28 protein-coding genes and 2 tRNA genes are annotated in these 26,281 nt (G+C 71.7%); 12 read left to right on the plus strand and 18 right to left on the minus strand.

Annotation, left to right across the window (positions count from 1 at the left end; all coding sequences use genetic code 11):
* Positions 1-59 precede the first annotated feature (59 nt).
* Positions 60-1,031, minus strand: a complete 972-nt coding sequence (locus tag AB4880_RS18980; protein WP_367920789.1) for a thiamine-phosphate kinase — start codon at positions 1,029-1,031, stop codon at positions 60-62.
* 124 nt (positions 1,032-1,155) lie between these two features.
* Between AB4880_RS18980 and AB4880_RS18985 the strand changes: the two genes are divergently transcribed.
* Entirely contained in the window at positions 1,156-1,392 is a 237-nt protein-coding gene (locus AB4880_RS18985) for an Lrp/AsnC family transcriptional regulator (RefSeq protein ID WP_437440509.1), read from the plus strand.
* A gap of 2 nt (positions 1,393-1,394) precedes the next feature.
* Positions 1,395-1,889 carry a DUF3515 domain-containing protein gene (locus AB4880_RS18990; protein WP_367920790.1) on the plus strand — a complete coding sequence of 165 codons (495 nt, stop codon included), beginning with the start codon at positions 1,395-1,397 and terminating at the stop codon, positions 1,887-1,889.
* Between the two features lie 26 nt (positions 1,890-1,915).
* Here AB4880_RS18990 and AB4880_RS18995 read toward each other — a convergent pair whose 3' ends face one another.
* Entirely contained in the window at positions 1,916-3,040 is a 1,125-nt protein-coding gene (locus AB4880_RS18995) for a D-alanine--D-alanine ligase family protein (protein WP_367920791.1), read from the minus strand.
* Between the two features lie 24 nt (positions 3,041-3,064).
* On the opposite strand from AB4880_RS18995, the gene AB4880_RS19000 reads away from it, so the two are divergent.
* On the plus strand, positions 3,065-4,159 hold the full coding sequence (locus AB4880_RS19000) for a trans-sulfuration enzyme family protein (RefSeq protein ID WP_367920792.1): 1,095 nt from the start codon (positions 3,065-3,067) through the stop codon (positions 4,157-4,159).
* A gap of 16 nt (positions 4,160-4,175) precedes the next feature.
* Here the strand turns inward: AB4880_RS19000 and AB4880_RS19005 are convergent, their stop codons facing one another.
* Together AB4880_RS19005 and AB4880_RS19010 are read right to left on the minus strand one after the other, a co-directional pair.
* On the minus strand, positions 4,176-5,180 hold the full coding sequence (locus AB4880_RS19005) for an NAD(P)H-dependent glycerol-3-phosphate dehydrogenase (RefSeq protein WP_367920793.1): 1,005 nt from the start codon (positions 5,178-5,180) through the stop codon (positions 4,176-4,178).
* Positions 5,181-5,927, minus strand: coding sequence for a lysophospholipid acyltransferase family protein (locus AB4880_RS19010; protein WP_367920794.1), 747 nt, complete (start codon positions 5,925-5,927; stop codon positions 5,181-5,183). It abuts the gene before it with no gap.
* A gap of 73 nt (positions 5,928-6,000) precedes the next feature.
* Here AB4880_RS19010 and cofC point away from each other — a divergent pair, with 73 nt between their 5' ends.
* Entirely contained in the window at positions 6,001-6,669 is a 669-nt protein-coding gene (gene cofC / locus AB4880_RS19015) for a 2-phospho-L-lactate guanylyltransferase (RefSeq protein ID WP_367920795.1), read from the plus strand.
* 13 nt (positions 6,670-6,682) lie between these two features.
* Here the strand turns inward: cofC and AB4880_RS19020 are convergent, their stop codons facing one another.
* The 3 genes from AB4880_RS19020 to leuC all read right to left on the minus strand — a co-directional run bounded on the left by AB4880_RS19020 (position 6,683) and on the right by leuC (position 9,622).
* Positions 6,683-7,303: an HU family DNA-binding protein gene (locus AB4880_RS19020; RefSeq protein WP_367920796.1), complete on the minus strand. Its 621-nt coding sequence runs from the start codon at positions 7,301-7,303 to the stop codon at positions 6,683-6,685.
* 298 nt (positions 7,304-7,601) lie between these two features.
* A complete protein-coding gene (gene leuD / locus AB4880_RS19025; RefSeq protein ID WP_367920797.1) occupies positions 7,602-8,195 on the minus strand; it encodes a 3-isopropylmalate dehydratase small subunit in 594 nt (197 codons plus the stop codon).
* A gap of 14 nt (positions 8,196-8,209) precedes the next feature.
* A complete protein-coding gene (leuC, locus tag AB4880_RS19030) occupies positions 8,210-9,622 on the minus strand; it encodes a 3-isopropylmalate dehydratase large subunit (protein WP_367920798.1) in 1,413 nt (470 codons plus the stop codon).
* A 100-nt stretch (positions 9,623-9,722) separates the two neighbouring features.
* On the opposite strand from leuC, the gene AB4880_RS19035 reads away from it, so the two are divergent.
* Positions 9,723-10,445, plus strand: coding sequence for an IclR family transcriptional regulator (locus AB4880_RS19035; protein WP_038680330.1), 723 nt, complete (start codon positions 9,723-9,725; stop codon positions 10,443-10,445).
* Between the two features lie 23 nt (positions 10,446-10,468).
* Here AB4880_RS19035 and AB4880_RS19040 read toward each other — a convergent pair whose 3' ends face one another.
* Both AB4880_RS19040 and AB4880_RS19045 read right to left on the minus strand, forming a co-directional pair.
* Entirely contained in the window at positions 10,469-10,969 is a 501-nt protein-coding gene (locus tag AB4880_RS19040; RefSeq protein WP_367920799.1) for a methylated-DNA--[protein]-cysteine S-methyltransferase, read from the minus strand.
* A complete protein-coding gene (locus AB4880_RS19045) occupies positions 10,966-12,447 on the minus strand; it encodes an AlkA N-terminal domain-containing protein (protein ID WP_367920800.1) in 1,482 nt (493 codons plus the stop codon). The genes AB4880_RS19040 and AB4880_RS19045 overlap by 4 nt, the downstream gene beginning before the upstream one ends.
* Positions 12,448-12,564: 117 nt before the next feature.
* Here AB4880_RS19045 and AB4880_RS19050 point away from each other — a divergent pair, with 117 nt between their 5' ends.
* From AB4880_RS19050 to AB4880_RS19060, 3 genes are all read left to right on the plus strand, one after another.
* On the plus strand, positions 12,565-12,981 hold the full coding sequence (locus AB4880_RS19050; protein WP_367920801.1) for a hypothetical protein: 417 nt from the start codon (positions 12,565-12,567) through the stop codon (positions 12,979-12,981).
* Between the two features lie 66 nt (positions 12,982-13,047).
* Positions 13,048-13,566 (plus strand): XRE family transcriptional regulator, encoded by a 519-nt coding sequence (locus AB4880_RS19055; protein ID WP_367920802.1) that lies wholly within the window; start codon positions 13,048-13,050, stop codon positions 13,564-13,566.
* Between the two features lie 62 nt (positions 13,567-13,628).
* Positions 13,629-13,916 (plus strand): hypothetical protein, encoded by a 288-nt coding sequence (locus AB4880_RS19060; RefSeq protein WP_367920803.1) that lies wholly within the window; start codon positions 13,629-13,631, stop codon positions 13,914-13,916.
* Positions 13,917-13,965: 49 nt separating this feature from the next.
* Here the strand turns inward: AB4880_RS19060 and AB4880_RS19065 are convergent.
* The 6 genes from AB4880_RS19065 to AB4880_RS19090 form a co-directional block, all read right to left on the minus strand.
* Positions 13,966-14,038: transfer RNA gene (locus tag AB4880_RS19065), tRNA-Glu, on the minus strand.
* 102 nt (positions 14,039-14,140) lie between these two features.
* Positions 14,141-14,212, minus strand: a tRNA-Gln gene (locus tag AB4880_RS19070).
* Positions 14,213-14,256: 44 nt separating this feature from the next.
* Positions 14,257-15,228: a CPBP family intramembrane glutamic endopeptidase gene (locus AB4880_RS19075; protein WP_367920804.1), complete on the minus strand. Its 972-nt coding sequence runs from the start codon at positions 15,226-15,228 to the stop codon at positions 14,257-14,259.
* On the minus strand, positions 15,215-16,684 hold the full coding sequence (gltX, locus tag AB4880_RS19080) for a glutamate--tRNA ligase (protein WP_367920805.1): 1,470 nt from the start codon (positions 16,682-16,684) through the stop codon (positions 15,215-15,217). Before gltX ends, AB4880_RS19075 begins: the two co-directional genes overlap by 14 nt.
* On the minus strand, positions 16,681-17,508 hold the full coding sequence (locus tag AB4880_RS19085) for a fumarylacetoacetate hydrolase family protein (RefSeq protein WP_367920806.1): 828 nt from the start codon (positions 17,506-17,508) through the stop codon (positions 16,681-16,683). Before AB4880_RS19085 ends, gltX begins: the two co-directional genes overlap by 4 nt.
* A gap of 31 nt (positions 17,509-17,539) precedes the next feature.
* Complete coding sequence (locus tag AB4880_RS19090; protein ID WP_367920807.1) at positions 17,540-19,891, minus strand: CARDB domain-containing protein; 2,352 nt, start codon at positions 19,889-19,891, stop codon at positions 17,540-17,542.
* Between the two features lie 67 nt (positions 19,892-19,958).
* On the opposite strand from AB4880_RS19090, the gene AB4880_RS19095 reads away from it, so the two are divergent.
* Positions 19,959-20,849 carry a 3-methyladenine DNA glycosylase gene (locus AB4880_RS19095; protein ID WP_367920808.1) on the plus strand — a complete coding sequence of 297 codons (891 nt, stop codon included), beginning with the start codon at positions 19,959-19,961 and terminating at the stop codon, positions 20,847-20,849.
* A gap of 6 nt (positions 20,850-20,855) precedes the next feature.
* On the opposite strand, the gene AB4880_RS19100 is transcribed toward AB4880_RS19095, so the two are convergent.
* Positions 20,856-21,362 (minus strand): hypothetical protein, encoded by a 507-nt coding sequence (locus tag AB4880_RS19100; protein ID WP_367920980.1) that lies wholly within the window; start codon positions 21,360-21,362, stop codon positions 20,856-20,858.
* On the opposite strand from AB4880_RS19100, the gene AB4880_RS19105 reads away from it, so the two are divergent.
* Positions 21,249-22,307 carry an HNH endonuclease signature motif containing protein gene (locus AB4880_RS19105; RefSeq protein WP_367920974.1) on the plus strand — a complete coding sequence of 353 codons (1,059 nt, stop codon included), beginning with the start codon at positions 21,249-21,251 and terminating at the stop codon, positions 22,305-22,307. The genes AB4880_RS19100 and AB4880_RS19105 overlap by 114 nt on opposite strands.
* A gap of 34 nt (positions 22,308-22,341) precedes the next feature.
* Here the strand turns inward: AB4880_RS19105 and AB4880_RS19110 are convergent, their stop codons facing one another.
* Positions 22,342-23,247, minus strand: coding sequence for an Lrp/AsnC family transcriptional regulator (locus AB4880_RS19110; protein ID WP_367920809.1), 906 nt, complete (start codon positions 23,245-23,247; stop codon positions 22,342-22,344).
* 195 nt (positions 23,248-23,442) lie between these two features.
* On the opposite strand from AB4880_RS19110, the gene AB4880_RS19115 reads away from it, so the two are divergent.
* Together AB4880_RS19115 and AB4880_RS19120 are read left to right on the plus strand one after the other, a co-directional pair.
* A complete protein-coding gene (locus AB4880_RS19115; protein ID WP_367920810.1) occupies positions 23,443-23,898 on the plus strand; it encodes a YybH family protein in 456 nt (151 codons plus the stop codon).
* Positions 23,895-25,427, plus strand: coding sequence for a purine-cytosine permease family protein (locus AB4880_RS19120; RefSeq protein ID WP_367920811.1), 1,533 nt, complete (start codon positions 23,895-23,897; stop codon positions 25,425-25,427). The genes AB4880_RS19115 and AB4880_RS19120 overlap by 4 nt, the downstream gene beginning before the upstream one ends.
* Here AB4880_RS19120 and AB4880_RS19125 read toward each other — a convergent pair.
* Complete coding sequence (locus tag AB4880_RS19125; RefSeq protein ID WP_367920812.1) at positions 25,414-26,043, minus strand: TetR/AcrR family transcriptional regulator; 630 nt, start codon at positions 26,041-26,043, stop codon at positions 25,414-25,416. The two genes, AB4880_RS19120 and AB4880_RS19125, sit on opposite strands and share 14 nt — an antisense overlap.
* Positions 26,044-26,281 lie beyond the last annotated feature (238 nt).

Raw genomic sequence — 26,281 nt, forward strand, 5'->3', positions numbered from 1 at the left:
CTGAGTCCTCTGCCGAAGGCCGCCACCCGCCCGGGTGGCGGCCTTCGTCGTTCCAGGGGCTAGAAGTGCGTCCAGCCCGTCGGGCCCTCGTAGGCCGCGCCGTCGACGGTGACCGGCAGCTCGCCGCGGGCGCCGACGGTGCCGATCCGCGACCAGCCCTCGGGCAGCGCGACGCCGGCCGGGAAGGTCGCGAGCAGGGCATGGTCGTCTCCCCCGCCGAGGATGAACTGCAGCGGGTCGGCGCCGAGCGCCTGGCCCACCGCGATCAACGGCTCCGGCACCGCGAAGGCGCCCGCCTCGATGTCGAGGCTGACGCCGGAGGCCTCGGCGAGGTGGCGGGCCTCGGCGAGCAGGCCGTCGGAGACGTCGATCATGGCGGTGGCGCCGGCCTCCGCGGCGACCGGCCCGGCGCCGTACGGCGGCTCGGGGCGGCGGTAGGCCTCGACCAGCACGCGCGGCGACCGGAACCCCCGGCCCAGGACGGCGAGCCCGCCGGCCGCCCACCCCTGCCGGCCGCACAGCGCGACCACGTCGCCGGGCGCGGCGCCGGAGCGCAGCACCGGCGAGACCGAGCAGGCGCCGATGACGGTGACCGAGATGACGACCTGGTCGGCGCGGCTGATGTCGCCGCCGACGAGGCCGGCGCCGACGGCGGCGCACTCCTCGGCGAAGCCCCGGGTGAAGTCGAGCGCCCACTGGGCGGGCAGGTCGGCCGGGGCGGCGAGGCCGACGGTCAGCCACTGGGCGCGACCGCCCATCGCGTTGATGTCGGAGAGGTTCTGCGCGGCGGCCCGGTGGCCCACGTCGGCGGCCTCCGCCCAGTCGCGACGGAAGTGGCGGCCCTCGACCATGACGTCCGTGGAGACCACGACGTGGCCCTTGCGCACCCGCAGGACGGCGGCGTCGTCGCCGGGCCCGACGAGGACGTCCTCGCCCGGGGCGGTCGCGCCGACGACCCCGGCGATCCGGTCGATCAGCCCGAACTCCCCGAGGTCCGCCACCGTCGTGCTCTGGTCGATCGCATCAGCCATGGCCCCATCCCATCAGACCTGACCGGTGTACCCGCGAGTAGGTAGGACGTCCAAGGAGTTCTGTTCCCGTGCCTCTGCGCGGTAGGTTGAGGCAATCGGCAGTCACTTCGAGGGGAGCAAACCCATGGTGGTTCAGGCCTACATCCTCATCCAGACCGACGTCGGCAAGGCCGCTGAGGTGGCCCACGAGGTCGGCCAGATCGCGGGCGTCACGCTCGCCGAGGACGTCACCGGCCCCTACGACGTGATCGTGCGCGCCGAGGCTCGCAACGTCGACGAGCTGGGCAAGCTGGTCGTCTCGAAGGTGCAGAACCTCGAGGGCATCACCCGCACGCTGACCTGCCCCGTCGTCCACATCTGAGCATGCCCGTTCCCCGCCGCCGGCGGCTCGCGCCGGTGGCGGCCGCGATCGCGCTGCCGTTCCTGCTGTCCGCCTGCGGCGGCGCGGTCGAGATCGACCTGCCGAAGCTCTCGGCGACCGATCAGGCCACCTGCGACGACTTCGCCGCCGAGCTGCCCGCGACCCTCGCCGAGCAGAAGCAGGTCGAGATCGAGCCGAAGTCGGCCCCCGCGGCGGCGTACGGCGACCCGGCGATCATCGTCCGCTGCGGCGTGCCCAAGCCGAAGGGCTTCGGGCTGGCCTCCTCGTGCGAGCAGGCCAACGGTGTCGGCTACTACATCCCCGATGCGCAGTACACCGACCAGAGCTCCGACGTCACGCTCTACGCCGCCGGCTACCGCCCGCGCGTGGAGGTGTCGATCCCCGCGAAGTACCGCCCCAACGCGGTCGCCGCCGCGATGTCGGTGCTGGCGCCCCTCATCAAGAAGCACCTCACCCTGGTCGAGGCCTGCGACTAGCCCATATCAGCGCAGATCAGCGCAGGTCAGCGCAGGCCGGTGCCGCGCTGCAGCGCGAGCGTGAGCAGCCGGTCGACCAGCGCGCCGTACTCGAGGCCGGTCGCGGCCCACATCTGCGGGAACATCGACAGCGGGGTGAAGCCCGGCATCGTGTTGAGCTCGTTGACGACGAGCGAGCCGTCGGGCATCAGGAAGAAGTCGACCCGCGCCAGACCCTCGCAGCCGACGGCGGTGAACGCCTCCGCCGCCATCGCCCGCATCCGCTCCTGGACGCCGTCGGGCAGGATCGCCGGGACGTCGAGCTCGGTGTGCTCCTCGGGGAGGTACTTCGCCTCGAAGTCGTAGAACTCGTGCTCGCCGGTGATCCGGATCTCCGCGGGCAGGCTGGTGTCGACGCCGCCGTCGAGCGCCTCCAGGACGCCGCACTCGACCTCGCGCGCGCCCTCGGCCGACACCTCGACGAGGACCTTCGGGTCGTGCGCGAGCGCGCCCTCGATGGCTGCGTCGATCTCGTCGGGCGTGTGGGCCTTGGCGATGCCGATGCTCGAGCCGCCGCGGGCAGGCTTCACGAACAGCGGATACCCGAGGACGGCGACGCGCTCGCGCACCGCCTGCGGGTCGGCGGCCCACTGGCGCGCGGTGACGGTCTCGCTCGGCATGACCGGCAGGCCGGCGTCCTTGAGCACGACCTTCATGAACGCCTTGTCCATGCTGACGGCCGAGGCGAGCACGCCGGAGCCGACATAGCGGACGTCGGACATCTCGAACAGGCCCTGGATGGTGCCGTCCTCGCCCCAGGGGCCGTGCAGCAGCGGGAAGACCACGTCCACCTCGCCCAACGCGCGCGGCGTCTCCGACGGGTCGCTGACGACCAGGTCGGTGCCGGCGCCGGTGTGCGCCAGGCTCACCGGGGCGCGGTCGCCGTCGACCGACGGGAGCTGCCCCGGGCCGGTGATCCGGTGCCGCTGCGGGTCGTCGGCCTCGAGCACCCAGCGTCCGTCGGTCGCGATGCCGATCGGGACGACGTCGTACTTGTCGCGGTCGATGGCCTGCAGGACGCTCCCCGCGGTCACGCACGAGATGGCGTGCTCACTGGAGCGGCCGCCGAAGACGACAGCGACACGGACACGGCGGCCGGTAGGAGCGTTCATCGCGGATGACCCTACCTTTGGGACATGACCGGTCCCGAGTCCGCACCCCGACCGCTCCGTCCCGCCACCGTCGCCGTGACGGCGGGGCGCCCCGCCCACGAGCCCGACGAGCCACTCAACGTGCCGGTGACGCTCACCTCGACGTACGTCGCGACGGGCGAGCTGGAGTACGGCCGCTACGGCAACCCGACATGGACGGCTTTCGAGGACGCACTCGGCGCGCTCGAGGGCGGCCGGGCGCTGGCGTTCGCGTCCGGGATGGCCGCGATCACCACGATCCTCGACCTGGTCGGCAACGGCGGCGGCATCGTCGCGCCGCGCCATTCCTACAGCGGCACCGTGGCCGCGCTGGCCGACGGCGAGTCCCGCGGCCGGCTGCACGCCACGCTCGTCGACATCGCCGACTCCGCCGCGGTGATCGCCGCGATGGAGGCCGACGAGGACTGCGCGCTGCTCTGGATCGAGTCGCCCACCAACCCCGCCCTCGAGATCGCCGACATCCCGACCTTGACGGCCGCCGCGCACGGGCTCGGCATCCGCGTCGTCGTCGACAACACCTTCGCCACTCCCCTCCTCCAGCAGCCGCTGGCGCAGGGCGCCGACATCGTCATCCACTCCGCGACCAAGTACATCGCCGGTCACAGCGACGTGCTGATGGGCGCGATCGTGGTCGGCGACGATGAGGTCTACGACGCGCTCAAGGGACGCCGCGACCTGGCGGGCGCCGTACCGGGGCCGTTCGAGACGTGGCTGGCGCTGCGCGGCCTGCGGACCCTGCACGTGCGGCTGGAGCGCGCGGCCGCCAACGCCACCGAGCTCGCCCGACGCCTCGCCGACCACCCGGCGGTCGAGGAGGTGCGCTACCCGGGCTTCGGCGCGATCGTCTCGGCGGTGCTGGCGGGCGGCGCGGACGCCGGCGACTTCGTCGTACGGGCGACGTCGCTGTGGGTCCACGCCACCTCGCTGGGCGGCGTGGAGTCGACCCTCGAGCGCCGCCGTCGCTGGAAGCTCGAGGCCGCGACCATCCCCGACGGGCTGGTGCGGCTCTCGGTCGGCATCGAGGACGTCGACGACCTCTGGGACGACCTCGCGCAGGCGCTCGACCGCGTGAACGCGTGACCTACGGAAACTCGGGCTAGCTGAGCTCGGCCTTCGTGTCGCGGCTGATGAACGCCTCCATCAGCTGCTCGGTCGTCAGTGCGCCCTGCACGACCTCGTCGACGGCGTCGACGATCGGCGCCTCGACGCCGGTCCGCGCGGCCAGGGCGCGCAGCGACGAGCACGACTTGGCGCCCTCCGCGACCTGGCGGGTCGAGGCGTAGATCTGCTCGACGGTCAGGCCCTGGCCGAGCTTCTCGCCGAAGGTGCGGTTGCGCGAGAGCGGCGAGGAGCAGGTGGCGACGAGGTCGCCGAGGCCGGCGAGGCCCATCAGCGTGAGCGGGTTGGCGCCCTGGTTCATCGCGAGTCGCGCGGTCTCGGCGAGTCCGCGGGTGATCAGCGACGCCGTCGTGTTGTCGCCGAAGCCGAGCCCGACGGCCATGCCGACGCACAGCGCGACGACGTTCTTGTAGGCGCCCCCGAACTCGCAGCCGAGGACGTCGACGCTGGTGTAGGGCCGGAAGGCCGGCGAGTGGACGCGCTCCTGCAGCATGTTGGCGACGTTCTCGTCGGCGCACGCGACGACGGAGGCGGCCGGCTCGCGCCGCGCGATCTCGCGGGCCAGGTTGGGGCCGCTGACGACGGCGATCCGGTGGGCGCCGATGTCGCCGACCTCGGCGACGACCTCCGACATCCGCTTGAGGGTGCCGAGCTCGACACCCTTCATCAGCGAGACGAAGACGGCGTCCTTGTCGACGAACGGCAGGAAGGTCGGGAGGTTCTCGCGCAGCGACTGGGACGGCACGGCCAGGACGACGACGTCGGCGCCCGCGAGCGCGCGCTCGGGGTCGTGGGTGGCGGTGATCGTGCGCGGCAGCTCGATGCCCGGCAGGTAGTCGACGTTCTCGTGCCGCTCGTTGATCGAGGCGGCGATCTCCTCGCGGCGCGCCCAGACGCTGACGTCGTTGCCGGCGTCGGCCAGCACGATCGAGAACGCCGTCCCCCAGGAGCCGGCGCCGAGCACCGCGACCTTGTTGCCCATTCAGCCCGCCTTCTTCTTCTTGAACCGATCCCCGTGCACCGCCATGTCATACCGCTCCGACGGCGCCTTCTCGCCCCGCACCAGCTCGAGCTCGTGGGTGATGGCGGTCATGATCCGCTCGGTCGCCTCGTTGACGACCGCGATCGTCCGCTCCTTGGCGCGCAGGTCGTCGAGCGGCACCGGCGGGCCGACGCGCATCGTCACCCGGTGGCGCGGCACCAGGTGCGGGTTCTTCGTGTACGGCGCCAGGATCTCGTGTGCGCCCCACTGGCCGACCGGGATGACCGGGCAGCCGGTCTCGAGCGCGATCCGGGCGGCGCCGGACTTGCCCTTCATCGGCCACATGTCGGGATCTCGCGTGATCGTCGCCTCGGGATAGATCACCACGCACTGCCCCGACCGTACGGCGTCGACCGCGGCCGCGTAGGCGCCCACGGCGTCCTTGGTCTCGCGCTTGACGGGAATCTGGCCGGCGGCGCGAAGGAAGAAACCGAGCGCCAAGTTGTCGAAGAGTCCCGACTTCGCGAGATAGCGCGGCTTGTAGCCGTGGTCGTAGACGAGGTGGGCGGCCATCAGTGGGTCGACGTGCGAGATGTGGTTGAGGGCGATGATGAATCCACCGGACTCGGGGATGTTCTCGCCGCCGATCCACGCGCGCCGCGTCGTCGCGAGCAGCGTGGGCTTGATGATGGGCACCGCGATGTTGAAGGCCCAGCCCCGCTTCTCGTGCAACTTCCGAACCGTCACGAGGATGCAGGCTACCCGTCGGTGATCCCGACCACCTCGGGGCACGACATTGTTTGCCTGGGAGGATTCAGGGGTGTTCACGCGAGAGGGCGGCTTCGCCGTGCTGCTGCCGGTGAAGTCACCCGGCACCGGCAAGTCGCGACTGACCACGCTGACCGATGCCGAGCGCGCCGCTCTTGCTGCCGCCTTCGCCGTCGACGCGGTCGACGCGTGCCTGCGGACGCCCGGCGTGGCGGGCGTTCTGGTGATCAGCGACGACGCCGGGTTCGCGGCGACACTGGCCGCGCACGGCGCCGAGACGTCGGCCGATCCGGGCGGCGGTCTCAACGCGGCGCTGCGCCACGGCGCCGACGTTGTACGACGTCTGCGGCCGGAGCTGCGCCCCGTGGCCCTGTGCGCCGATCTCCCGGCCCTGCGGCCCGATGACCTGGCCGAGGCCCTGTCGTACGCCGCAACGGACGCCACGGCCTGTTTCGTGCGCGATGCCGACGGCACCGGAACCTCGCTCTACACCGCCCCGTTCGACGAGTTCGACCCACGCTTCGGCGTCGACTCCGCGAACGCCCATGCCGCCGCGGGTGCGCGGCCGGCGCCCGGCGAGCTCGCCACCCTGCGCCGCGACGTCGACGACGCCGACGGCCTGGCGGCGGCGATCGCGCTCGGGCTGGGTGCCGCGTCGCAGCGGGTCGTCGACGAAATGCGGAACGGGCCGCACTCCTCGCGGAGTACGGCCCGATCCTGAGGTCGAGAAGGCGTCAGGCCTTCTTGGCGGCCTTCTTGGCCGGCGCCTTCTTGGCGGGAGCCTTCTTGGCGGCCGGAGCCTTCTTGGCGGGAGCAGCCTTCTTGGCCGGAGCGGCCTTCTTGGCGGCCGGAGCCTTCTTGGCGGGAGCAGCCTTCTTGGCCGGAGCGGCCTTCTTGGCGGCCGGAGCCTTCTTGGCCGGAGCAGCCTTCTTGGCAGCGGTGGCGGCCTTCTTGGCGGGAGCGGCGGCCTTCTTGGCGGCGGTAGCGGCCTTCTTGGCGGGAGCGGCCGCAGCAGCAGCGGCCTTCTTCGCCGGAGCGGCGGCCTTCTTGGCCGGCTTCGGGAGCGGGGCCAGCTTCTTGGCACCGGAGACGACGTTCTTCAGGTCGGCGCCGGCGCTGAACTTCGGAACGGCCTTCTTCTTGGTCTTCACGCGCTCGCCGGTCTGCGGGTTGCGGACCCAGCGCGCGTTGCGGACCGCCTTCTCGAACGAGCCGAAGCCCGTGATGGCGACCTTCTCGCCCTTGGCGACCTGGCGGGTGATGGTGTCGAGAACCGCATCGAGAGCATGGGCCGCGTCCTTACGGCTACCCTCGAACCGGTCAGCCAGCGTGTCGATCAACTGAGACTTGTTCACTACCTGTCCTTTCGAAACGCACCGCTGGGCGTCCCTGGGGCTTTGCGACTGAGCCCTCGCCCAGCCGTCCTTTCATGGGAACGCTAGGCACTAGTGGACACACTCACAATCACCACGCCGGAGTTCGTGCGTCTTTTTTCGCGAAATCAGCGCTATTTCGGCCATTTCGAGCCATTTCTCGACCCTGCGGGCCTTTCCGGGGCGCTCGACGTGATCTGCGACAACAGCGAAGCGGCGCGGACATTCGCATGTCCGCGCCGCCTTTCGCGTGCCCTCATTGCCCCTACGGGGCAGGGAATCAGGCGTGCTGGGTGACCGGCTTCCAGCTCGGCCGGCCATTCTCGTAGGCCGCGATGTCGGCCTCGTGACCGAGCGTGATGCCGATGTCGTCGAGGCCCTCGAGCAGACGCCACCGCGTGTAGTCGTCGATCTGGAAGGTGGCCTCGATGTCGCCGGCCTTGACCGTGCGGGCCTCGAGGTCGACGGAGATCTCGGCACCCGGGTTGGCCTCCAGGTAGGACTGCAGCTTCTCGACGACGTCCTCGTCGAGCTGACCCGCGACCAGGCCGGCCTTGCCCGAGTTTCCGCGGAAGATGTCGGCGAAGCGGGCCGAGAGGACGACCTTGAATCCGTAGTTCTGCAGGGCCCAGACGGCGTGCTCGCGCGAGGAGCCGGTGCCGAAGTCGGGGCCGGCGACGAGCACGGAGCCCGCGGCGTAGGGCTCCTGGTTGAGCACGAACTCCGGGTCGTTGCGCCACGCGGCGAACAGGCCGTCCTCGAAGCCGGTGCGGGTCACCCGCTTGAGGTAGACCGCCGGGATGATCTGGTCGGTGTCGACGTTGCTGCGTCGCAGCGGGACGCCGACGCCGGTGTGGGTGGTGAACTTCTCCATGATCGGGATCCCTTTCAGACCGAGGCGGACACGAGGTCGGCGGGCGAGGACAGCGTTCCGCGGACGGCGGTCGCGGCGGCGACAGGCACGGACACCAGGTGGGTGCGGCCACCCTTGCCCTGCCGGCCCTCGAAGTTGCGGTTGGACGTCGACGCGCTGCGCTCCTGCGGGGCGAGGGTGTCGGGGTTCATGCCCAGGCACATCGAGCAGCCCGCGCCGCGCCACTCGGCGCCGGCCTCGATGAAGACCTTGTCGAGGCCCTCCTCGATCGCCTGCAGGCGCACACGCACCGAGCCGGGGACGACGAGCAGGCGGGTGCCCTCGGCGACCTTGTGGCCCTTGATGATCTCGGCGGCGAGGCGCAGGTCCTCGATCCGGCCGTTGGTGCAGGACCCGACGAAGACGGTGTCGACCTTGACCTCGCGCATCGGCGTGCCGGCCGTCAGACCCATGTACTCCAGGGCCTTCTCGGTCGCCAGCTTGTCGGTCGGGTCGGTGAAGTCGTCGGGGCTCGGGACGTTGGCGCCCAGCGGCACGCCCTGGCCGGGGTTGGTGCCCCAGGTGACGAACGGCGTCACGTCGGCGGCCTCGATCACGATCTCCTTGTCGAAGGTCGCGTCGGCGTCGGTGACGAGGGTCTTCCAGTGGGCGACGGCGGCGTCCCACTCGGCGCCCTTCGGCGCCTCGGGCTTGCCCTCGATGTAGTCGAAGGTGGTCTGGTCCGGAGCGATCAGGCCGGCCTTGGCGCCCCACTCGATGGACATGTTGCAGACCGTCATCCGGCCCTCCATCGAGAGCTCCTCGATGGCCTGGCCGCGGTACTCGACGATATAGCCCTGGCCGCCGCCGGTGCCGGTCTGCGCGATCAGGTAGAGGATCAGGTCCTTGGACGTCACGCCGTCGGGCAGCGTGCCGTTGACGGTGACCGCCATCGTCTTCGGCTTGGCCTGCGGCAGGGTCTGCGTGGCGAGCACGTGCTCGACCTCGGACGTGCCGATGCCGAAGGCGATCGAGCCGAAGGCGCCGTGGGTGCTGGTGTGCGAGTCACCGCAGACGATCGTCATGCCGGGCTGGGTGAGACCCAGCTGCGGGCCGACGACGTGGACGATGCCCTGCTCGACGTCGCCGAGCGGGTGCAGCCGGACGCCGAACTCCTCGGCGTTCTTGCGCAGCGTGTCGACCTGGGTCTTGCTCACCGGGTCGGCGATCGGCTTGTCCCAGTCGAGCGTGGGGACGTTGTGGTCCTCGGTCGCGAGGGTGAGGTCGGGACGGCGTACCTTGCGTCCGGCCAGGCGCAGACCGTCGAAGGCCTGCGGGCTGGTGACCTCGTGGATGAGGTGAAGGTCGATGTAGAGGAGGTCCGGCTCCCCCGGGGTCGAACGGACGACGTGCTCGTCCCACACCTTCTCCGCCAGGGTCTTGCCCATGACTCGCTCCTCCTCGTTCGGGTCGTCGACGGCACCACTGCCATCGACCAACTGGCAGCCTACTCTTGCATCCCAGGATCCGAGACGGCAGTATTGCCATATGGACAACTCGAGCGGCGTCGGCGTTCTCGACAAGGCGGCCCTGGTGCTCACGGCACTGGAGTCCGGCCCGGCCACCTTGGCGGGACTCGTGGCAGGCACCGGCCTGGCCCGACCGACCGCGCACCGGCTGGCGGTCGCGCTCGAGCACCACCGCCTGGTGGCACGCGACATGCAGGGCCGCTTCGTGCTCGGCCCGCGGCTGGCCGAGCTCTCCGCCGCGGCCGGCGAGGACCGGCTCCTCGCCACCGCCGGCCCGGTGCTCGCGCGACTGCGCGACATCACCGGCGAGTCCGCCCAGCTCTGGCGCCGCCAGGGCGACCACCGCGTCTGCGTGGCCGCCGCCGAGCGCCCGTCCGGTCTGCGCGACACCATCCCGGTCGGCTCCCAGCTCACCATGCGCGCGGGCTCCGCGGCTCAGGTGCTGCTCGCCTGGGACGACCCCGAGCGCATCCACCGCGGCCTGCAGAACTCCGCCTTCTCCGCCGCCGAGCTCTCCGCCATCCGCCGCCGCGGCTGGGCGCAGTCGGTCGGCGAGCGCGAGCAGGGCGTGGCGTCGGTGTCCGCCCCGGTCCGCTCCCCTGGCGGCAAGGTGATCGCCGCGGTGTCGGTGTCGGGTCCGCTCGAGCGGCTCTCGCGCCAGCCCGGCCGGATGCACGCGCCCGCGGTGCTCGCGGCGGCCGAGCGGCTGTCCGAGTCGCTGCGCCGTGCGGCCGCCGAGTAGGCGGATCCTCCCGAGAAGACTGCCTAGAACAGGGCGTCCTGCGCCGGCACCCGCTCGAGGTCGAGCAGCAGCTGCTTGCGCTCGAGGCCGCCGGCATAGCCGGTGAGGGTGCCGTTGGCCCCGATCACCCGGTGACACGGGATCACGATCGGGATCGGGTTGGCGCCGTTGGCCGTGCCGACGGCACGCGAGGCGGCGTTGGTCTTGCCCAGCCGCGCCGCGATCTCGCCGTACGACGCGGTCTCGCCGTAGCCGATGCCGAGCAGCTGCGCCCACACCTGGCGCTGCCAGGCGCTGCCCGCGGGGAGGAGCGGCAGGTCGAACTCGGTGCGGTCGCCGGCGAAGTACTCGGCGAGCTGCGTCGCCGCGGCGGCGAGCACCGGATGGTCGACGCCCTCGGCGCCGAGCGGCCGGACGCCGTCGCGGAACGGCGAGAACTCGATCGCGGTGATCGCGCCGCCGTCCTCGACGAGACGCAGCGGCCCGATGGGCGATTCGATGACGATCCACATGGCAGTGCTCATCCTTCCAGCGAGGTCCACAGGTGCAGGAGGGCGTAGGAGCGCCAGGGCGCCCACGTCTCCGGGGTGACGGCCACGTCGTGACGGGCCAGGGCGTTGCGTACGCCGACGTCGGTCGGCAGCCAGATGTCGGGGTGCCCGAGCGCGCGGAGCGCGATGTAGTCGGCCGTCCACGGCCCGATGCCGGGCAGCGCGATCAGGGCGCGGCGCAGGTCGGCACGGTCGGGCCCGCGGTCGAGGACGAGCTCGCCCGAGGCCAGCGCGGCGGACATGCCGATCAGCGCCCGCCCGCGGGCACGCGGCATCTTGAAGTCCTCGGGGCTCATCGCCGCGATGGTCGCGGCATCGGGGAACAGGTGGGTCAGTCCGTCGGTGGCGGTGGCGATCGGCCGCCCGTGGGACGCGACGAGCCGGGCGGCCGCCGTACGGGCCGCGACGACGGTGACCTGCTGCCCGAGCACCGCCCGGACGGCGATCTCGGCGCCGTCGACATGACCGGGGACGCGCAGCCCCGGGCGTCGCTCGACGAGGGGGCGCAGCACCGGATCGGCCGCCAGGTGGCTGTCGACGGCGACCGGGTCGGCGTCGGCGTCGAGCAGCGCGCGCATCCGGGCGAGCGCCGCCGTCGTGTCGCGCAGGTCGTCGAGCGTCAGCCGTAGCGGCACGTACGACGACCCGACGCCGCCGACGTCGGCCAGCTCGACGCGCGCGACGCCCGGCCCGTGCGGGAGGTCGAGTGTGCGTGCGTACCAGCCGCTGCCGTCGGCGCGGACCTCCGCCACCTCGATGCCCGGGATCGCGCGCGCGGCGAGGAAGTCGAGCAGCGCACTCCCCCGGAACGGCGTGCGGACGGCGATCCGGAGCTCGATCGCGCCGGTGGCCTCGGCCTTCCCGCCGTTGCGGCGGCCGCGCAGCTCGCTCGGTGTCGCGGCGTAGACCTCGAGCATCGTGTCGTTGAACTGCCGGACGCTGGAGAAGCCTGCCGCGAAGGCGACGTCGGCGAGGCTGAGCGTGGTGCTCTCGACGAGCGCCCGCGCGGTCTGGGCCCGTTGGGTGCGGGCCAGTGCGAGCGGCCCGGCGCCGAGCTCGGTGGTGAGCAGCCGCGACAGGTGGCGTGAGGTGTAGCCGAGGCGCGTCGCCAGCCCCTCGACGCCCTCGCGGTCGACGACGCCGTCGGAGATCAGCCGCATCGCGCGGCCGGCGACGGTGGCGGCGAGGTTCCAGTCCGGGCTGCCGGGCGTCGCGTCGGGGAGGCAGCGCTTGCAGGCGCGGTAGCCGGCGGCCTGCGCGGCAGCCGCCGTCCGGTGGAACGAGACGTTGCGGGAGGCCGGCGTGCGGGCGGGGCAGGACGGGCGGCAGTAGATGCCCGTGCTGCGCACCGCGGTGTAGAACACCCCGTCGAACCGGCGGTCGCGCGACTGGACGGCGGTGTAGCAGCGCTCGAAGTCGAGCACCTCGGGTGCGGTCGCGGTCTGCTCCATGCCCACCATCCTGCCTGCCGCCACCGACAGTCTCTCGCGGAAATCGGACATGACGGTGAAGCGCCTTCCCCGCGTCGGGGTCTGCCGCCGGACGCGCCGCTCTGCCACGCTGTCGCCATGGCGGACGCTCCCAACCCCTTCGACCTGCTCATCAAGTCGCAGCAGGCCGCGCTCAGGCTCACCACCGACGTGCTCCGGACCGTCCGCGACACCGCGGTCACCGGCGTCACCCAGCCCGACGAGCTCGCGAAACAGGTCGGCGAGCTCGCCGGCGCCGTCGCGGGCATGGCCGGCGCCGTCACCGGCCTCGCCGGCGCCACCGCCCAGCCGCTCCAGGACTTCATCGTCCGCCAGCGCGAGCTCGCCGACACCGTCCACGCCCTCGCCGAGGCGCAGGCCGAGCTCGCCGGCGTCGTCGCCAAGCTCGCCGAGCGGCACGCGGACGCGGTCGCGGCGCTGGAGAAGGTGACCGCGCCGGTGTTCGCGATCGTGGGGACGGAGCCGACGGCGCCGAAGACGCGGGCGGCGAAGTAGTCGGCGGCGGCGCGGTACGGCTCGTGACGCCGCCGTCACCATAGCAGAATTTGCTATGCTGGCAACATGACGAGGCGCTCCGACGTGTTGCGCGACGTGATGACCGGGACGGGCACCACGCAGTCCGACCTGGCTCGACTCAGCGGCGTCCACCAACCGAGCATCAGCGGCTTCCTCTCCGGCAGGGTCGACCTGAGCGACGACCAGCTCGACCGCCTCCTGTCCTGCATGGGCTTCCGGCTCGAGATCGTACGACGCGCCGTAGCACCCCGCCTGACCCGGTCCGAGCGCCGCTCGTGGCAACTGCACCGCCGGCTGTCGACACTCCTCGACCGCGAGAGCCTCACCGCGTGGACGCCGACGATCCGGCGCAACCTCGAGCACCTCGGCCGACGGACGACCGGCCAGCCGCATGAGCGGAACCTGGCGCGGTGGCAGGCGCTCATCGACGACGGCAACCTGCCCGGCCTGCACCGCGTGCTCACCGGACTCGACCTCGACGCGATCGAGATGCGCGAGGTCTCGCCACTGTCCGGGCTGCTCTCCGACGAGCAGCGGCGCGAGGCACTGCGACAGGCGAGCTGATGCGGCGCGACCAGCTCGAGCACGCGATCCGCGCGGCATGTCAGATCATCCAGCGGACCGAGGTGATCGTCGTCGGGTCGCAGTCCATCCTCGGCACCTACGACGAGTCCGAGCTTCCGGCCGCGGCGACGATGTCGATCGAGGTCGATCGAGGTCGATCGAGGTCGATCGAGGTCGACATCCTGCCGATCGCCGACTCCGATGAGGAGACCGATCGCCTGGCAGATCTCATCGAGGGCGTCGCCGGGGAGTTCTCGCCGTTCGACCTCATCGCCGCGCGCCTGCGCATATTGCAAGCGTCACACCCGGTGCAGGCTGCCCGCGCGCTCGGCTGGCTCGGCGCGACCTAGGCCGGAAAAACGCATTCAGGCCCGGTCCAGAGGACCGGGCCTGAATCTGTACCCCCGACCGGATTCGAACCGGCGCTACCTACGTGAGAGGCAGGCGTGCTAGGCCGCTACACAACGGGGGCATGTCGCTCGGAGACTTCGTCTCACTGCGACCTGCGGAACTCTAGCGATCGGCCTCCCAGACTCCAAATCGGCGTCTGTTCCGGCTTTCTCGCGAGAACTCGCTGGTCTACTAGGACTCGAACCTAGACTAACTGAACCAGAATCAGTCGTGCTGCCAATTACACCATAGACCACTGCTACGGCCCTGCTTCCGGGGAAGCCGGGCCGACCAGGAACATTACACGCGGCCGCGCCGCGGCTCCAAAATGGCCCCGCCTCCGGCTTCTCCGGAGCGGTTCGCGACGCCCAGCCGGCGGGCCGCACAGACCGCCAGGAGCAGATAGGCGACCGACTGGGTGAGGGTCACCGGGATGGCCCACCAGGTGCCGCCGGTGGGGGTCAGGGCCGACGTCATGTCGCCATAGGCGAGCGCCATGCCGAACGCGAGGAAGTTGTTGAGCACGTGCATCGCGATGCCCGCCTCGAGTCCCCCGGTGAGGATCACGAGCAGCCCCGCGACGAGGCCGAAGGCGAACCGGTCGAAGAAGATCGGCAGGTCCTGGCCGAGGCCGTGGGCGAGCGCGAACAGCAGCGCCGGGACGACGACCGCCACCGCGGCGCCCGCGCGGGCGCCGTACCGGGCGGCGAGTCCGCCGAAGGCCTGCGCCAGGTAGCCGCGGAAGACGAACTCCTCCCCCGCCGCCTGCAGCGGCGTGAGGAGCAGGACGACGAGCAGGAAGTCGCGGGTCGCGGACGTCCAGGGGTTGAGGTGTCCGCCGAGCTCGACGGTGCCGGCGCCCTGGTCCGGGAGCACGCTCGAGACGGCGACGGTGATCGCCAGGGCGACGACGGCGAGGCCGAGGCACACGAGCAGCCAGCGCCAGCGCAGCCGGCCGACGACCGACGCGACGTACCCGGGGGCGAGCCCGTGCACGAGCAGGGCCACCGCGAGCACGAACGGGATCGCGGCGGCCCAGCCGAGGTTGACCAGCGCCAGGAAGGACGGCGTCGCGGGGTCACCGCTCAGCCGCTCGGTGATCTCGTGGGACGACGCCCCGGTCGCGGCCAGCGCGACCGTGACGACGACGCCGAGGAGCACCTGCCCGGCGAAGAAGAGCACCACCAGGGCGGGGATCCCGGCGAACACCCGCCAGGCGCCGGGGCGCCCGAGTCGGTGCAGCTCGTCGTACCGGAGCTCAGCCGAGGGCACGCTGCAGCCGCCCGAGGCTGCGGTCGCGCCCGAGCAGCTCGAGCGACTCGAACAGCGGCGGCGAGATCCTCCGCCCGGTCACGGCCACGCGGACCGGCCCGAAGGCGTTGCGCGGCTTGAGCCCGAGGCCCTCGACGAGCGCGTCCTGCAGCGCGGTCTGGATCGCGTCGGTCGACCAGGTCGACAGCGCCGCGAGCGCGTCGTGGGCGGCCTGGACGACGGGCCGGCCGTCGTCGCCGAGCTGCTTGGCGGCGTCCTCGGGGTCGACCTCGAAGGCGTCCTCGTCGACGAACAGGAAGCCGAGCAGCGCGCTCGCCTCCGTCAGCTTGTTGATCCGCTCCGCGACGAGCGGCATGGCGAGCTCGAGCAGCTGGGCGTCGGCGTCGGTGACCGGGTCGCTGACGACGCCGTCGCGCTTGAGGAAGGGCAGCACCCGGTGGGTGATCTCCTCGACCGACAGCAGCCGCATGTGGGCGGCGTTGATCGCGTCGCACTTCTTCAGGTCGAAGCGCGCCGGGTTGGGGACGACGTCGACGACGTCGAACGCCTCGACCATCTCCTCCAGGCTGAACACGTCGCGGTCGGCCGCGATCGCCCAGCCCAGCAGCGCCAGGTAGTTGAGCAGGCCTTCCGGGAGGTAGCCCTGGTCGCGGTAGGCCAGCGCGTGCGCCTCGGGGTCGCGCTTGGAGAGCTTCTTGTTGCCCTCGCCCATGACGTACGGCAGGTGCCCGAACGCGGGCGTCGCCTTGGCGATCCCGACCTCCTTGAGCGCCTCGTACAGGGCGATCTGGCGGGGGGTCGACGAGAGCAGGTCCTCGCCGCGCAGGACGTGGGTGATCTCCATCAGCGCGTCGTCGACCGGGTTGACGAGCGTGTACAGCGGGTCGCCGTTGGCGCGGGCCAGCGCGAAGTCGGGCACGAACTCGGTCTCGAAGCTCACCTCGCCGCGAACCAGGTCGTTCCAGGTGATCGAGCCCTCGGGCATCCGGAACCGGACGACGGGCTTCCGGCCGTCGGCGACGAAGGCGTCGACCTGGTCCTGGGTGAGCTCGCGGCAGAAGCCGTCGTAGCCCTGGACCTTGGAGCCGGCGGCCTTGCGACGCGCGGCGGCCTCCTCGTTGGTGCAGTAGCAGTCGTAGGTGTGGCTGCTGTCCTTGAGCCGGGCCAGCGCGTCGACGTACAGCTCGCTGCGCTCGCTCTGCTGGTACGGCGCGTAGGGGCCGCCGACCTCGGGGCCCTCGTCCCAGTCGAGGCCGAGCCAGCGCATCAGGTCGATGATCGAGCGCAGCGACTCGTCGGTGCTGCGCTCCTTGTCGGTGTCCTCGATGCGGAAGACGAAGGTGCCGCCGTGGTGCTTGGCGAACGCCCAGTTGAAGAGGGCGGTGCGGATCATGCCGACGTGCGGGCTGCCGGTCGGGGACGGCGCCATCCGGACGCGGACGTTCTTGGTGCTCATGGGCGTGCTTCCACCTTGTTCGTGAGGGTTCCGAGGCCGTCGATGGAGATCTCCACCTCGTCGCCGACCTGCATCGGGCCGACACCCTCGGGGGTGCCGGTGAGGATGACGTCGCCGGGCAGCAGCGTCATCACGCTGGAGACGTGGGCGACCAGGGCGGGGATGTCGAAGACCATGTCGGCCGTCGAGCCGTCCTGGACGACCTCTCCGTTGAGGAAGGTCTGCACCCGCCGGCCCTGCGTGAAGTCGTGCGGGTCGAGGTCGGTCTCGATCCACGGCCCGAGCGGGCAGAAGGAGTCGAACCCCTTGGCCCGGGTGAACTGGACGTCGGAGCTCTGCAGGTCGCGCGCGGTCACGTCGTTGGCGATCGTGTAGCCGTGGATGACGTCGGTGGCCTGCTCGGCCGGGACGTCGCGGCAGATCCGGCCGATGACGACGGCGAGCTCGCCCTCGTAGTGGACGTTCTGGGACTGGCGCGGGTAGAGGATCGCGTCGCCGGGGCCGACCACACTGGTGTTCGGCTTGAGGAAGAACAGCGGCTCGGTCGGCACCTCGCCGCCCATCTCGGCGGCGTGGGCGGCGTAGTTCTTGCCGATGCCGATGACCTTGCTGCGCGGCAGGACCGGCGCGAGGAGGCGGATGTCGTCGAGCTTGTACTCCTGCTCGAGCAGCTTGATGCCGACGTACATCGGGTCGCCGGCGAGGCCGACGACGACGGCGTCGTCCGCGGGCTGGCCGTAGTCGTCGAGGTCGCCGGTCAGGACGCCGTACGACGGCTCCCCCTGCCCGACTTCTTGGCTCGTGGTGAATCGGACGATGCGCACCCGCCGAGCCTATCGGCGGGTGCGCATCCGGTCACAGTGCGGTCGAGAGCACCGGCAGGAACGAGATGTCGATCTCGTCCTTGTAGGCGCTGACCTCGAGCTCCTGGTGGATCGCGCTGACGCTCGGTCCCACGCGCCACCCGGCGTCGCTGATCTCACCGCGGCCGTTGGACGTGACGTAGATGCCGGACTTGAAGCCGGCGTCGACGACATTGCCGATCTTGCCGCCGCCCTTGACGCCGGCGACGACGGTGAGCCCACCGCTGCGGAAGCTGTACTTCACCTCCACGAAGGCGTTGAGCAGCGGCAGCACCTCGGTCGAGTACGACTGCTGGACGCTCTCGCAGTTGACCTTGACCGACGACGGGCCGAGCGCGAACTTGAACGAGATCCGCTTCACCAGGTCGGGGCAGCCGCCCGCGCCGGCCGGGGCCGACGGGTCCGGGACGGGCGTGGTGACCACGTCGGGAAGCGGCTCGACGCACTCGGTGCGGTAGAGGTTCTCGAAGTGCGTCCACGCCTGCGCCTCGTTGACGAGTCCCTCGTAGGTGCCGAGCTCGACGCCCGGGATCTGCAGCAGCAGGAATCGGTAGGCGTCGGGGTCGGACAGGTTGGCCGCGTAGGCGCTGACCTTCGTCGAGTACAGCTGGAAGTAGGTGTTCGCGAGGGTCTGGGCCTCGGCCAGCTTCGTGCGGTAGGCGGTGTGCGCGTGGGTGAGCGCCGGCCGGCAGGTCCGGTTCATCTCCTTGAGCACGCAGTCCCGGTCGGGCGAGCCGGCGCACGCGCTGAAGGCGGCGTCGGAGAGCTCGCCGTAGGTGTACGGCACCTCCCCCGTGCCGCCACCGAAGAACGCCTCCCTCATCGCGACCAGCTCGTCCTGCGCGTCGTCGTACGCGTCGGCGGCGGCCTTGATCGGACCGCTGTCGCCGACGCCGTAGGCGAGGTCGAAGATCCCGTCGCGGCGGTCGATCTCGGCGCGGGTGCGGTCGGCGTCGCCGTCACGGAGGCGGGCACGGAGGTCGTCCTCCTCGGCGTTGCGCTCGTCGATCTCGGCGCCGAAGCCGTCCTGGATGCCCTGGTAGACGCCGTTGAGCCGCACGCCCTGGGCCGGGGTCTCGGGCAGGATCAGCTGGCGCAGCGGCGTCGCCCGGCCCTGGCCGAGGTCGACGGACGGCGCCGGCCGTACCTGCTCGCCCGGCGGCGGGGTCACGGGGACCTGCTTGTCCGAGCGCTGGCGCGCGCGCCGCGCGAACCGGCCGGCCGTCGCTCGGTCACCGGCGCAGGCCTTGACCGTGGCCAGACCCGCGTCGGCCTCGGAGAGGATCGGCGCGAGCGCCTTCGCCGTCCGGTACGCCGACTCGGCGGCCGCCGTACGACCGGTCATGAGCAGCGCCTGGCCACGGACGACGAGCGCGCTGGCCTGCTGCGGGATGGCGAGCGGCGTGCGGCGGTGGCCGCGGGTCGCGGCGGCGTCGAGGAAGGCGAGCGCCTCGTTGGGTAGCCCGATCGCGGTCGCGACCGCGGCGGCGTTGACGAGGTGGGTGCCGTTGGCGGGCTCGAGCCGGTAGGCGCGGAGCAGGGATGCGAGCGCCAGGCCGGGACGACCGGCGAGGGTCGCCGTGGCGGCGAGCTCCTGTGCGGCCTCGACCGTGTTGGCCTTGCCCGAGCGGGCCAGCTGGTCGAGGACGCCCGCGCCGGCCTGGCTCTTCAGGGACTGCTCGGCGCCGGCGATCGCGGCGGTCAGGCTGAGCGCGCGGGCCGGGTAGAGGCTCTTGCAGAACAGCCGGATGTCGTCGACGGTCCCGCTCTCGTCGTCCGGCCAGGTGTAGGCGTCGGCGAAGGACTGCAGCGTCAGCTTCTCCGTGCCGGGTGCGGCGGACACGGCCACCCGCCCGCCGGCGGCGGCGCAGTTGTTCGCCTCGTTGGACTCGGTCACGACACCGCGGTCGTCGGCGCACACCAGGACGGCGTACGAGCCGGCGGGCGTGCCGACCGGCACCCGGAACGAGGTCGCCCCCACAGCGACCTTGCCCCGGGGCGCCATCGTCTTGACGCCCGCCGCGCCCTGGAGCGGGATGTCCGCGAGGCCGCTGCGCGGGTTGGTGCGGCTCGCCTTGCGCTCGGCCAGGCTCGCCGCCGGGTCGCGCGTCAGGTACGCCTGGGTGGTCGACGCCTTGGCCTTCGCCTTGCCGACGTTCTTGACGGTGTGCTTGATCGTGAGCGTCGCGTTCTCGACGACGCGGGTCGTGCTCACCGACGCCGTGACGACCTTGAGGTCGGGGCGGCGGGCGGCGGCTGCGTCGGCGTCCGGCGCGACGAGGATCCCGCCGGCCACCAGGGCCGACAGACTCGTCACGACGCACGCGCGGATGCGGGACTGCATGCTTCTCCTTCGTTGGGGGTCTCGCCGGAGTTTGGGCAGGAGTCAGGCGGCGCGGCACCCTGGCTGCGTGCACCAGCCGCCGACCGTCGTCCTCACCCGCGAGGAGTGGGTCGAGCGCTCCGCCGCCCACGCCGAGCGGGTCGACGCGTACCTGGCGCCGCACCTCGCACGCCGCGAGGCGCACGTGAAGCACCCGGTCTTCGACTTCCTGTTCACCTACTACTCCTTCCGGCCGGCCCAGCTGCGGCGCTGGCACCCGGGGCTGGGCACCGCGCTGGCGGGCGCGCCGTCCGGGGACGACGAGCTCACCGAGCTCGTCGGCCACCGTGCATACGCCCGGCAGGACGGGTTGGTTGCACTGTCGTCGGAGTTTCTTTCGTCGCGGCTCCCGCTGGTGTCGTCCCTGCACGCGCTGCTGACCGCGACCGCCCGCCGCACCCCTCACTTCGGGTGCTTCGGCCTGCACGAGTGGGCGATGGTCTATCGCCTCGCCGACGACGAGACCCGCCACGCGAACTGGCCGCTCCGCCTCGGCCCCGCCGGCACCGACGCGGTCGTCGAGGGCCACCGGATCGCCTGCTCCCACTTCGACGCGTTCCGCTTCTTCACCCCGCCTGCCCGCGGCCTCAACACCCTCTCCCCCGGGCGCGACGACCGCGCCGCCTTCGAGCAGCCGGCCTGCCTCCACGCCGGCATGGACCTCTACAAGCACGCCTTCCGGCTCTCGCCGCTCGTCTCCTCCGACCTGGTCGCCGACGCCTTCGAGCTCGCGTGGGACATCCGCGTCCTCGACATGCGCGCGGCGCCGTACGACCTCGCGGACCTGGGGTTCGAGCCGGTGCGGATCGAGACGGCCGAGGGCAAGGCGACGTACGTCGAGGCGCAGCGGCGGTTCGCGGAGCGGGCGGCGCCGATCCGCGAGCGCCTCATCGCGGAGTGCGAGCGGCTGCGCGGCTGAGCGGTCTCACCCGGCAAATCGGTCGCAGAATCGGCGAAAACCGGACCGGAATGCCGGGTGCGGGCGGCCCCGGTCATCGCCGGCGGTCGGGATGAAGAACACCGGGTTTGTGTCGGACCCCTGTGATGTGCTGATCACATGGTCAGGGGGATCGAAGTCGATCAGGTCGAGCTCGCAGATATGTCCGCGAGCGACGTCCTGGCCTTCGTCGAGCAGCAGCACGCCGCACGGCTCGCGGCTGAGCGCAACATCCTGCGAGCCGCCCGCCAGTGGGCGCTGCACCACCATCCTGACTCGCTGCCCCCCGCCGATCGGCGGGGCCGCGAGCGAGCGCGTCCGGCGGGAGCGGCTGACACGCCGCTCATCACCGAACATGCGGCGGCGGCGTTCGGCGCCCGGATCCAGACCAGCCCGTTCGGCGCGCGCCGAATGATCGCCGATGCGGTCGATCTGGCTCAGCGGCTGCCGCGGCTCCAGGCCGGAATCGAGGCCGGCACCGTGCGGGTCTCGCACGCGCGGCACGTCGCCGCCGCGACCCGCGAGCTGAGCGCGGACGAGGCGGCCTGGGTCGACTCCGAGGTCGCCGGGTCGGCAGATGGGCGACTCGCCTGGGCCCGATTCGAGGCCCTGGTCGAGGGCAAGGTCGCCGCCGCGGCACCCGAGCTCGCCCGCGCCAAGGAGGAGGCGGCGGCGAGGGAGCGCTGCGCGCGGATGTCGCGGGTCAACAAGCACGGCATGGCCACCTTCGTCGTCCACGCCGACGCGCTGACCGTCGCCGGCATCGACGCCGCCGTCACCGCACTTGCCGACCGACTGACCGAGCAGATGCCCGACGCGGGGCGCAACGACCGCCGGGTCGCCGCGTTCGCACTGCTGGCTCACCAAGCCAGTTCCGCGACCCAGGTGACGCCGAAGGTGCAGATCTACCTGCACCTGTACGCCGACTCCTCGATCGCCCGGATGGAAGGCCACGGCCCGGTCACGCGGTCGTGGGTCACCTCGATCCTGAGCCAGATGGTCGGAGCCGACACGGCGAGCAGGATCCGGGTGACGCCGGTGATCGACCTCAACGGCCAGGCGCCGGTGGATGCCTATGAGATTCCGGCCCGGCTGCGCGAGGCCGTGCACCTGATCCATCCCGGGGACGTGTTCCCGTTCGCGGCGAACGTCTCACGCAACGTCGACCTCGATCACGCCGTGCCCTACAGCGAGGGCGGGCCGACCGCCATCGGCAACCTCGGCCCGTTGACGCGCACCCACCACCGGATCAAGACCCACGCAGGCTGGGAGGTCCGACAACCGTTCCCCGGGATCGTCATCTGGCGCGATCCCTACGGGGCCTTCTACCTGGTCGACCCGACCGGAACCCGTCGCATCACCGGCAACGCCGGTGAGCAGGCAGTCACGCCCTCAGAGCTCGGGTTCTCCCGGACGCTGCGCGATCACATCGCGGCGTGACTCCGGTCGACCGCCCGCTCCCGGTCCGATCGCCTCATCGCCCGCTCCTCCGCGGCGAGATCGTGACCGCGTCGTACGACTCCTTCACCACCGCCAGGTGCTGCCACGTCACCACATCCCGTACGTCGGGCAGCGCGCGGATGGTCTCTACGACGTCCAGTGCCGGGCGGGCGTGGCCGTCAGCGAGGGTGATCAGCAGGTCGGCGCGGCCGTAGGTGGCGGCGAGGAAGAGGACCTCGGGGAGGTCGAGGACGGCGGCGACGACGGGGTCGACCGCGCCCGCCACGCGTACGGCGACGCCGGTGACGTGCTGCCCTGCCGCGCGGGTCCGGCGGGCCAGCCCGCCGACCCGTACGGCGGAGGAGGCGATCAGTCGCTGCACCCGGCGTCGTACGGCGGCCGGGGTGAGGCCGACCGCCTCCGCGAGCGCGACGTACGAGGCGCGCCCGTCCGTCTGCAGCAGGCGCAGCAGGTCGAGGTCGAGCTCGTCGACGTCGCAGGTGACGGGACCGACGGGACCGAGGACGTCGCGGTGGACGGCGGCGTAGACGAGCGTGTCGACGGCGATGACGCCGGGGATGGCGCGGACCTCGGCGACGGCGTCGGCGAAGCCGGCGGCGTCCGGCTCGCGGACCTCGACGACGACGGGCCGGTCGCCGGTGGTGACGGAGACGAGGGTGGCGTCGGTGCGCTCGGCGGCGGCGCGAGCGACGGGGAGGACGGGGCCGTCGATGCCGAGGGCGAGGAAGCCGAGCTCACGCTGGCCGATCAGCTCGGGGTTGACGGCGCCGCGGACGACGACGGTCTCGTCGCCGAGCAGCCGGCTCAGCCGGGCGCCCGCGGCGGAGCGGGAGAGCCCCGTCCGAGCAGCGATCTCGCGGTGGGTCAGCCGGCCGTCGGCGGCGAGGAGCACGACGATCTGCGCGTCGACGTCGTCCACGGTCCCCTCCTTGCACGAATTCGCAGGATCATCTTTTATCCACCCGCCACCGGCGGATCGGCACGATTCAGGGTCTCAGACTCGCAGATTCCGCCACATCTGCCCACCGCACCGGCAGAACACGACTCGACGGCGGTCAGGCAGCGATGGTTGTGCTTGTCATGCTCCGCCGCCGGGCTTACCGTCGATCGACCGATGATCACGCCGATCCTCGGCACACCAGCAGGGGGAATCGACGTGACCGAGCTGACCGAGCGCGCCGTCCTGGCGGCGGCCGACGACCTGGTCGCAGCCTTCGCGGCGACCGACACCGAGGCCTACTTCGCCGCCTTCGCGCCCGACGCGACCTTCTGCTTCCACACCGAGGCGGCCCGCCTCGACGACCGCGCGGCCTACGAGGCGCTGTGGAAGTCCTGGCTCGCCGACGGCTGGCGGGTCGTCGCGTGCGCGAGCACCGACCGCAAGGTCCAGCTCCTCGGCGACACGGCGATCTTCACCCACACCGTCCGGACGACGGTCCGCCCCGAGACCGACGCCCCCGAGGAGACCTACTCCGAGCGCGAGACGATCGTCTTCGCCGCCGCCGGCGCCGACGGCCTCCGCGCCGTCCACGAGCACCTCTCCCCGATCCCCCAGGAGAGCGCCCGATGACCACCGAGATCCCGATGACCGCGGCCACGGCGAGCCAGCACGCGGCGCCGCCGTCCGCGACCACGATCGAGGTCAACGGCATCGCGCCGATCCCGGACGACGAGCGCTCGGCGTCCCCGCTCGACCTGTTCCGGCTGATCTTCGGCGGCGCCAACACCTTCGCGACCGTCGTGCTCGGCACCTTCCCGATCGTGTTCGGCCTGTCGTTCTGGCAGGGCGCCGCGTCGATCGTGATCGGCCTGCTCGTCGGCGCCGCGCTGCTCGCCCCGATGGCGCTCTTCGGCGCCCGCAACGGCACCAACAACGCCGTGTCGTCGTCGGCCCACCTCGGCGTGCACGGCCGGGTCGTCGGCTCCTTCCTGTCGCTGCTGACCGCGCTCGCGTTCTTCTCGATCTCGGTGTGGTCGTCGGGCGACATGCTCATCGGCGCCGCGCACCGCGCGATCGAGATCCCCGAGAATGACATCAGCCTGGCGTTCGGCTACGGCCTGTTCGCCGTCCTGGTGCTCGTCGTGTGCATCTACGGCTTCCGCTTCATGCTGCTCGTCAACAAGGTCGCGGTCGTCGCCACGACGGTGCTCTTCGTGCTCGGCATCGCGGCCTTCGCGGGCGACTTCGACTCGGGCTACGCCGGCACCGCCACCGGCGCGCTGTTCTGGCCGGCCTTCGTCGGCGCCGTCCTCATCGTGATGTCCAACCCGGTCTCCTTCGGCGCCTTCCTCGGCGACTGGTCGCGCTACATCCCGCGTGAGACCCCGCGCAGCCACCTGATGCTCGCCGCCTTCGGCGCCCAGCTCGCGACCCTGATCCCGTTCCTCTTCGGCCTCACCACCGCGACCATCGTCGCCACCCGGCAGCCCGAGCTGTTCGCGGCCGGCAACTACGCGGGCGGCCTGCTCGCCATCTCGCCCGGCTGGTTCATGCTTCCCGTCTGCGCGATCGCGGTGATCGGCGGCCTGTCGACCGGTACGACGTCGCTCTACGGCACCGGCCTCGACTTCTCCAGCGTCTTCCCCCGGTTCAGCCGGGTCCAGGCCACCGCGTTCATCGGCTTCTGGGCGATCGCGTTCATCTTCGTCGGCCGGTTCGCGATCGACGTGGTCACCAGCATCAGCACCTTCGCCGTCCTCATCGTGGTCTGCACGGCGCCGTGGATGGTCGTCATGATGATCGGCTGGTACACCCGCCGCGGCTGGTACGACTCCGAGTCGCTCCAGGTCTTCAACCGCCGCCAGCACGGCGGCCGGTACTGGTTCGCGCACGGCTGGAACTGGCGTGCGATGGGTGCCTGGCTGATCTCGGCCGGCGTCGGCCTGATGTTCGTCAACCTGCCCGGCCAGTTCGTCGGCTGGCTCGGCAACCACGCCAACGGCATCGACCTGAGCATCCCGATCAGCCTCGGCCTGGCCGCGATCCTCTACCTGGGCGCGCTCTTCGTCTTCCCCGAGCCTGAGGACGCCTACGGCCCCGAGGGTCCCGCGCTGGTGCCGACCGGCCCCGCCGCCAACCACCCGATCATCGGCGACTGATCCCGTCGTACATCACGGCGCGGATCGCCGCGCTGAGCCGCGCCTGCCGCTGCGGTGACGGATCCCGCATCCCGACGAGCAGCGATCCCAGGATCATCCCGTTGATCGACTGCGCGGTCGGCTCGATGTCGAGGTCGGCACGCAGATAGCCCTCGCGCACCCCGTGCTCGAGGTACGCCGCCGTCAGTGGCGTGGTCATCTCGAACAGCTCGAGCATCCGCTCGCGCATCGCGTCGTCGATGCCGGCCGCCGAGATCAGCAGCTGAGGCATCCGTGGGTCCTCGGTGAAGATCTGCGCCAGCGCGTTGCCGATCCGCTCGGTCTGCGCCCGGTAGGCCTCGAGCGTGCTGACCGCGTCGGGGGCGTTCTCGGCGCCGAGCGCCGCGACGATCCGGTCGATCAGGTCGGTGATGACGTGCTCGACGATGTCGCGCTTGTTCGCGAAGTAGCGGTAGAACGTGCCGTGGCCGATGCCCAGCCGCGCGGCGATGTCGGCGATGCCGGTCGCGTGGTAGCCCTGCTCCGCGAAGCACGTGAACGCCGCGTCGATGATCTCGCGCCGGGTCTCGGCCTTGCGCCGCTCGACCCGGGAGAGCCCGTCGGTCACCGCTGTCATGACATCGAAGCCTATTGCAGATCCCCGGATCTGACGATACGTTCCGTTTCTGACATCTCATTCCGCTTTCGGAAGCAGGAGGGCCGCATGGGGCGCGCACTCGTCATCGGATGCGGCGGCACGCTGGGCTTCGCCTGGACCGCCGCCGTCCTCACCGAGCTCGACCGACAGGGCTGGAGCCCCGGCAACGCCGACGTGCTCGTCGGTACGTCGGCCGGCGCCGAGCTGCTCGCCCGCC

This window comes from Nocardioides ginsengisoli, from assembly GCF_039537225.1.
In the GTDB taxonomy this organism is placed as follows: domain Bacteria; phylum Actinomycetota; class Actinomycetes; order Propionibacteriales; family Nocardioidaceae; genus Nocardioides; species Nocardioides ginsengisoli.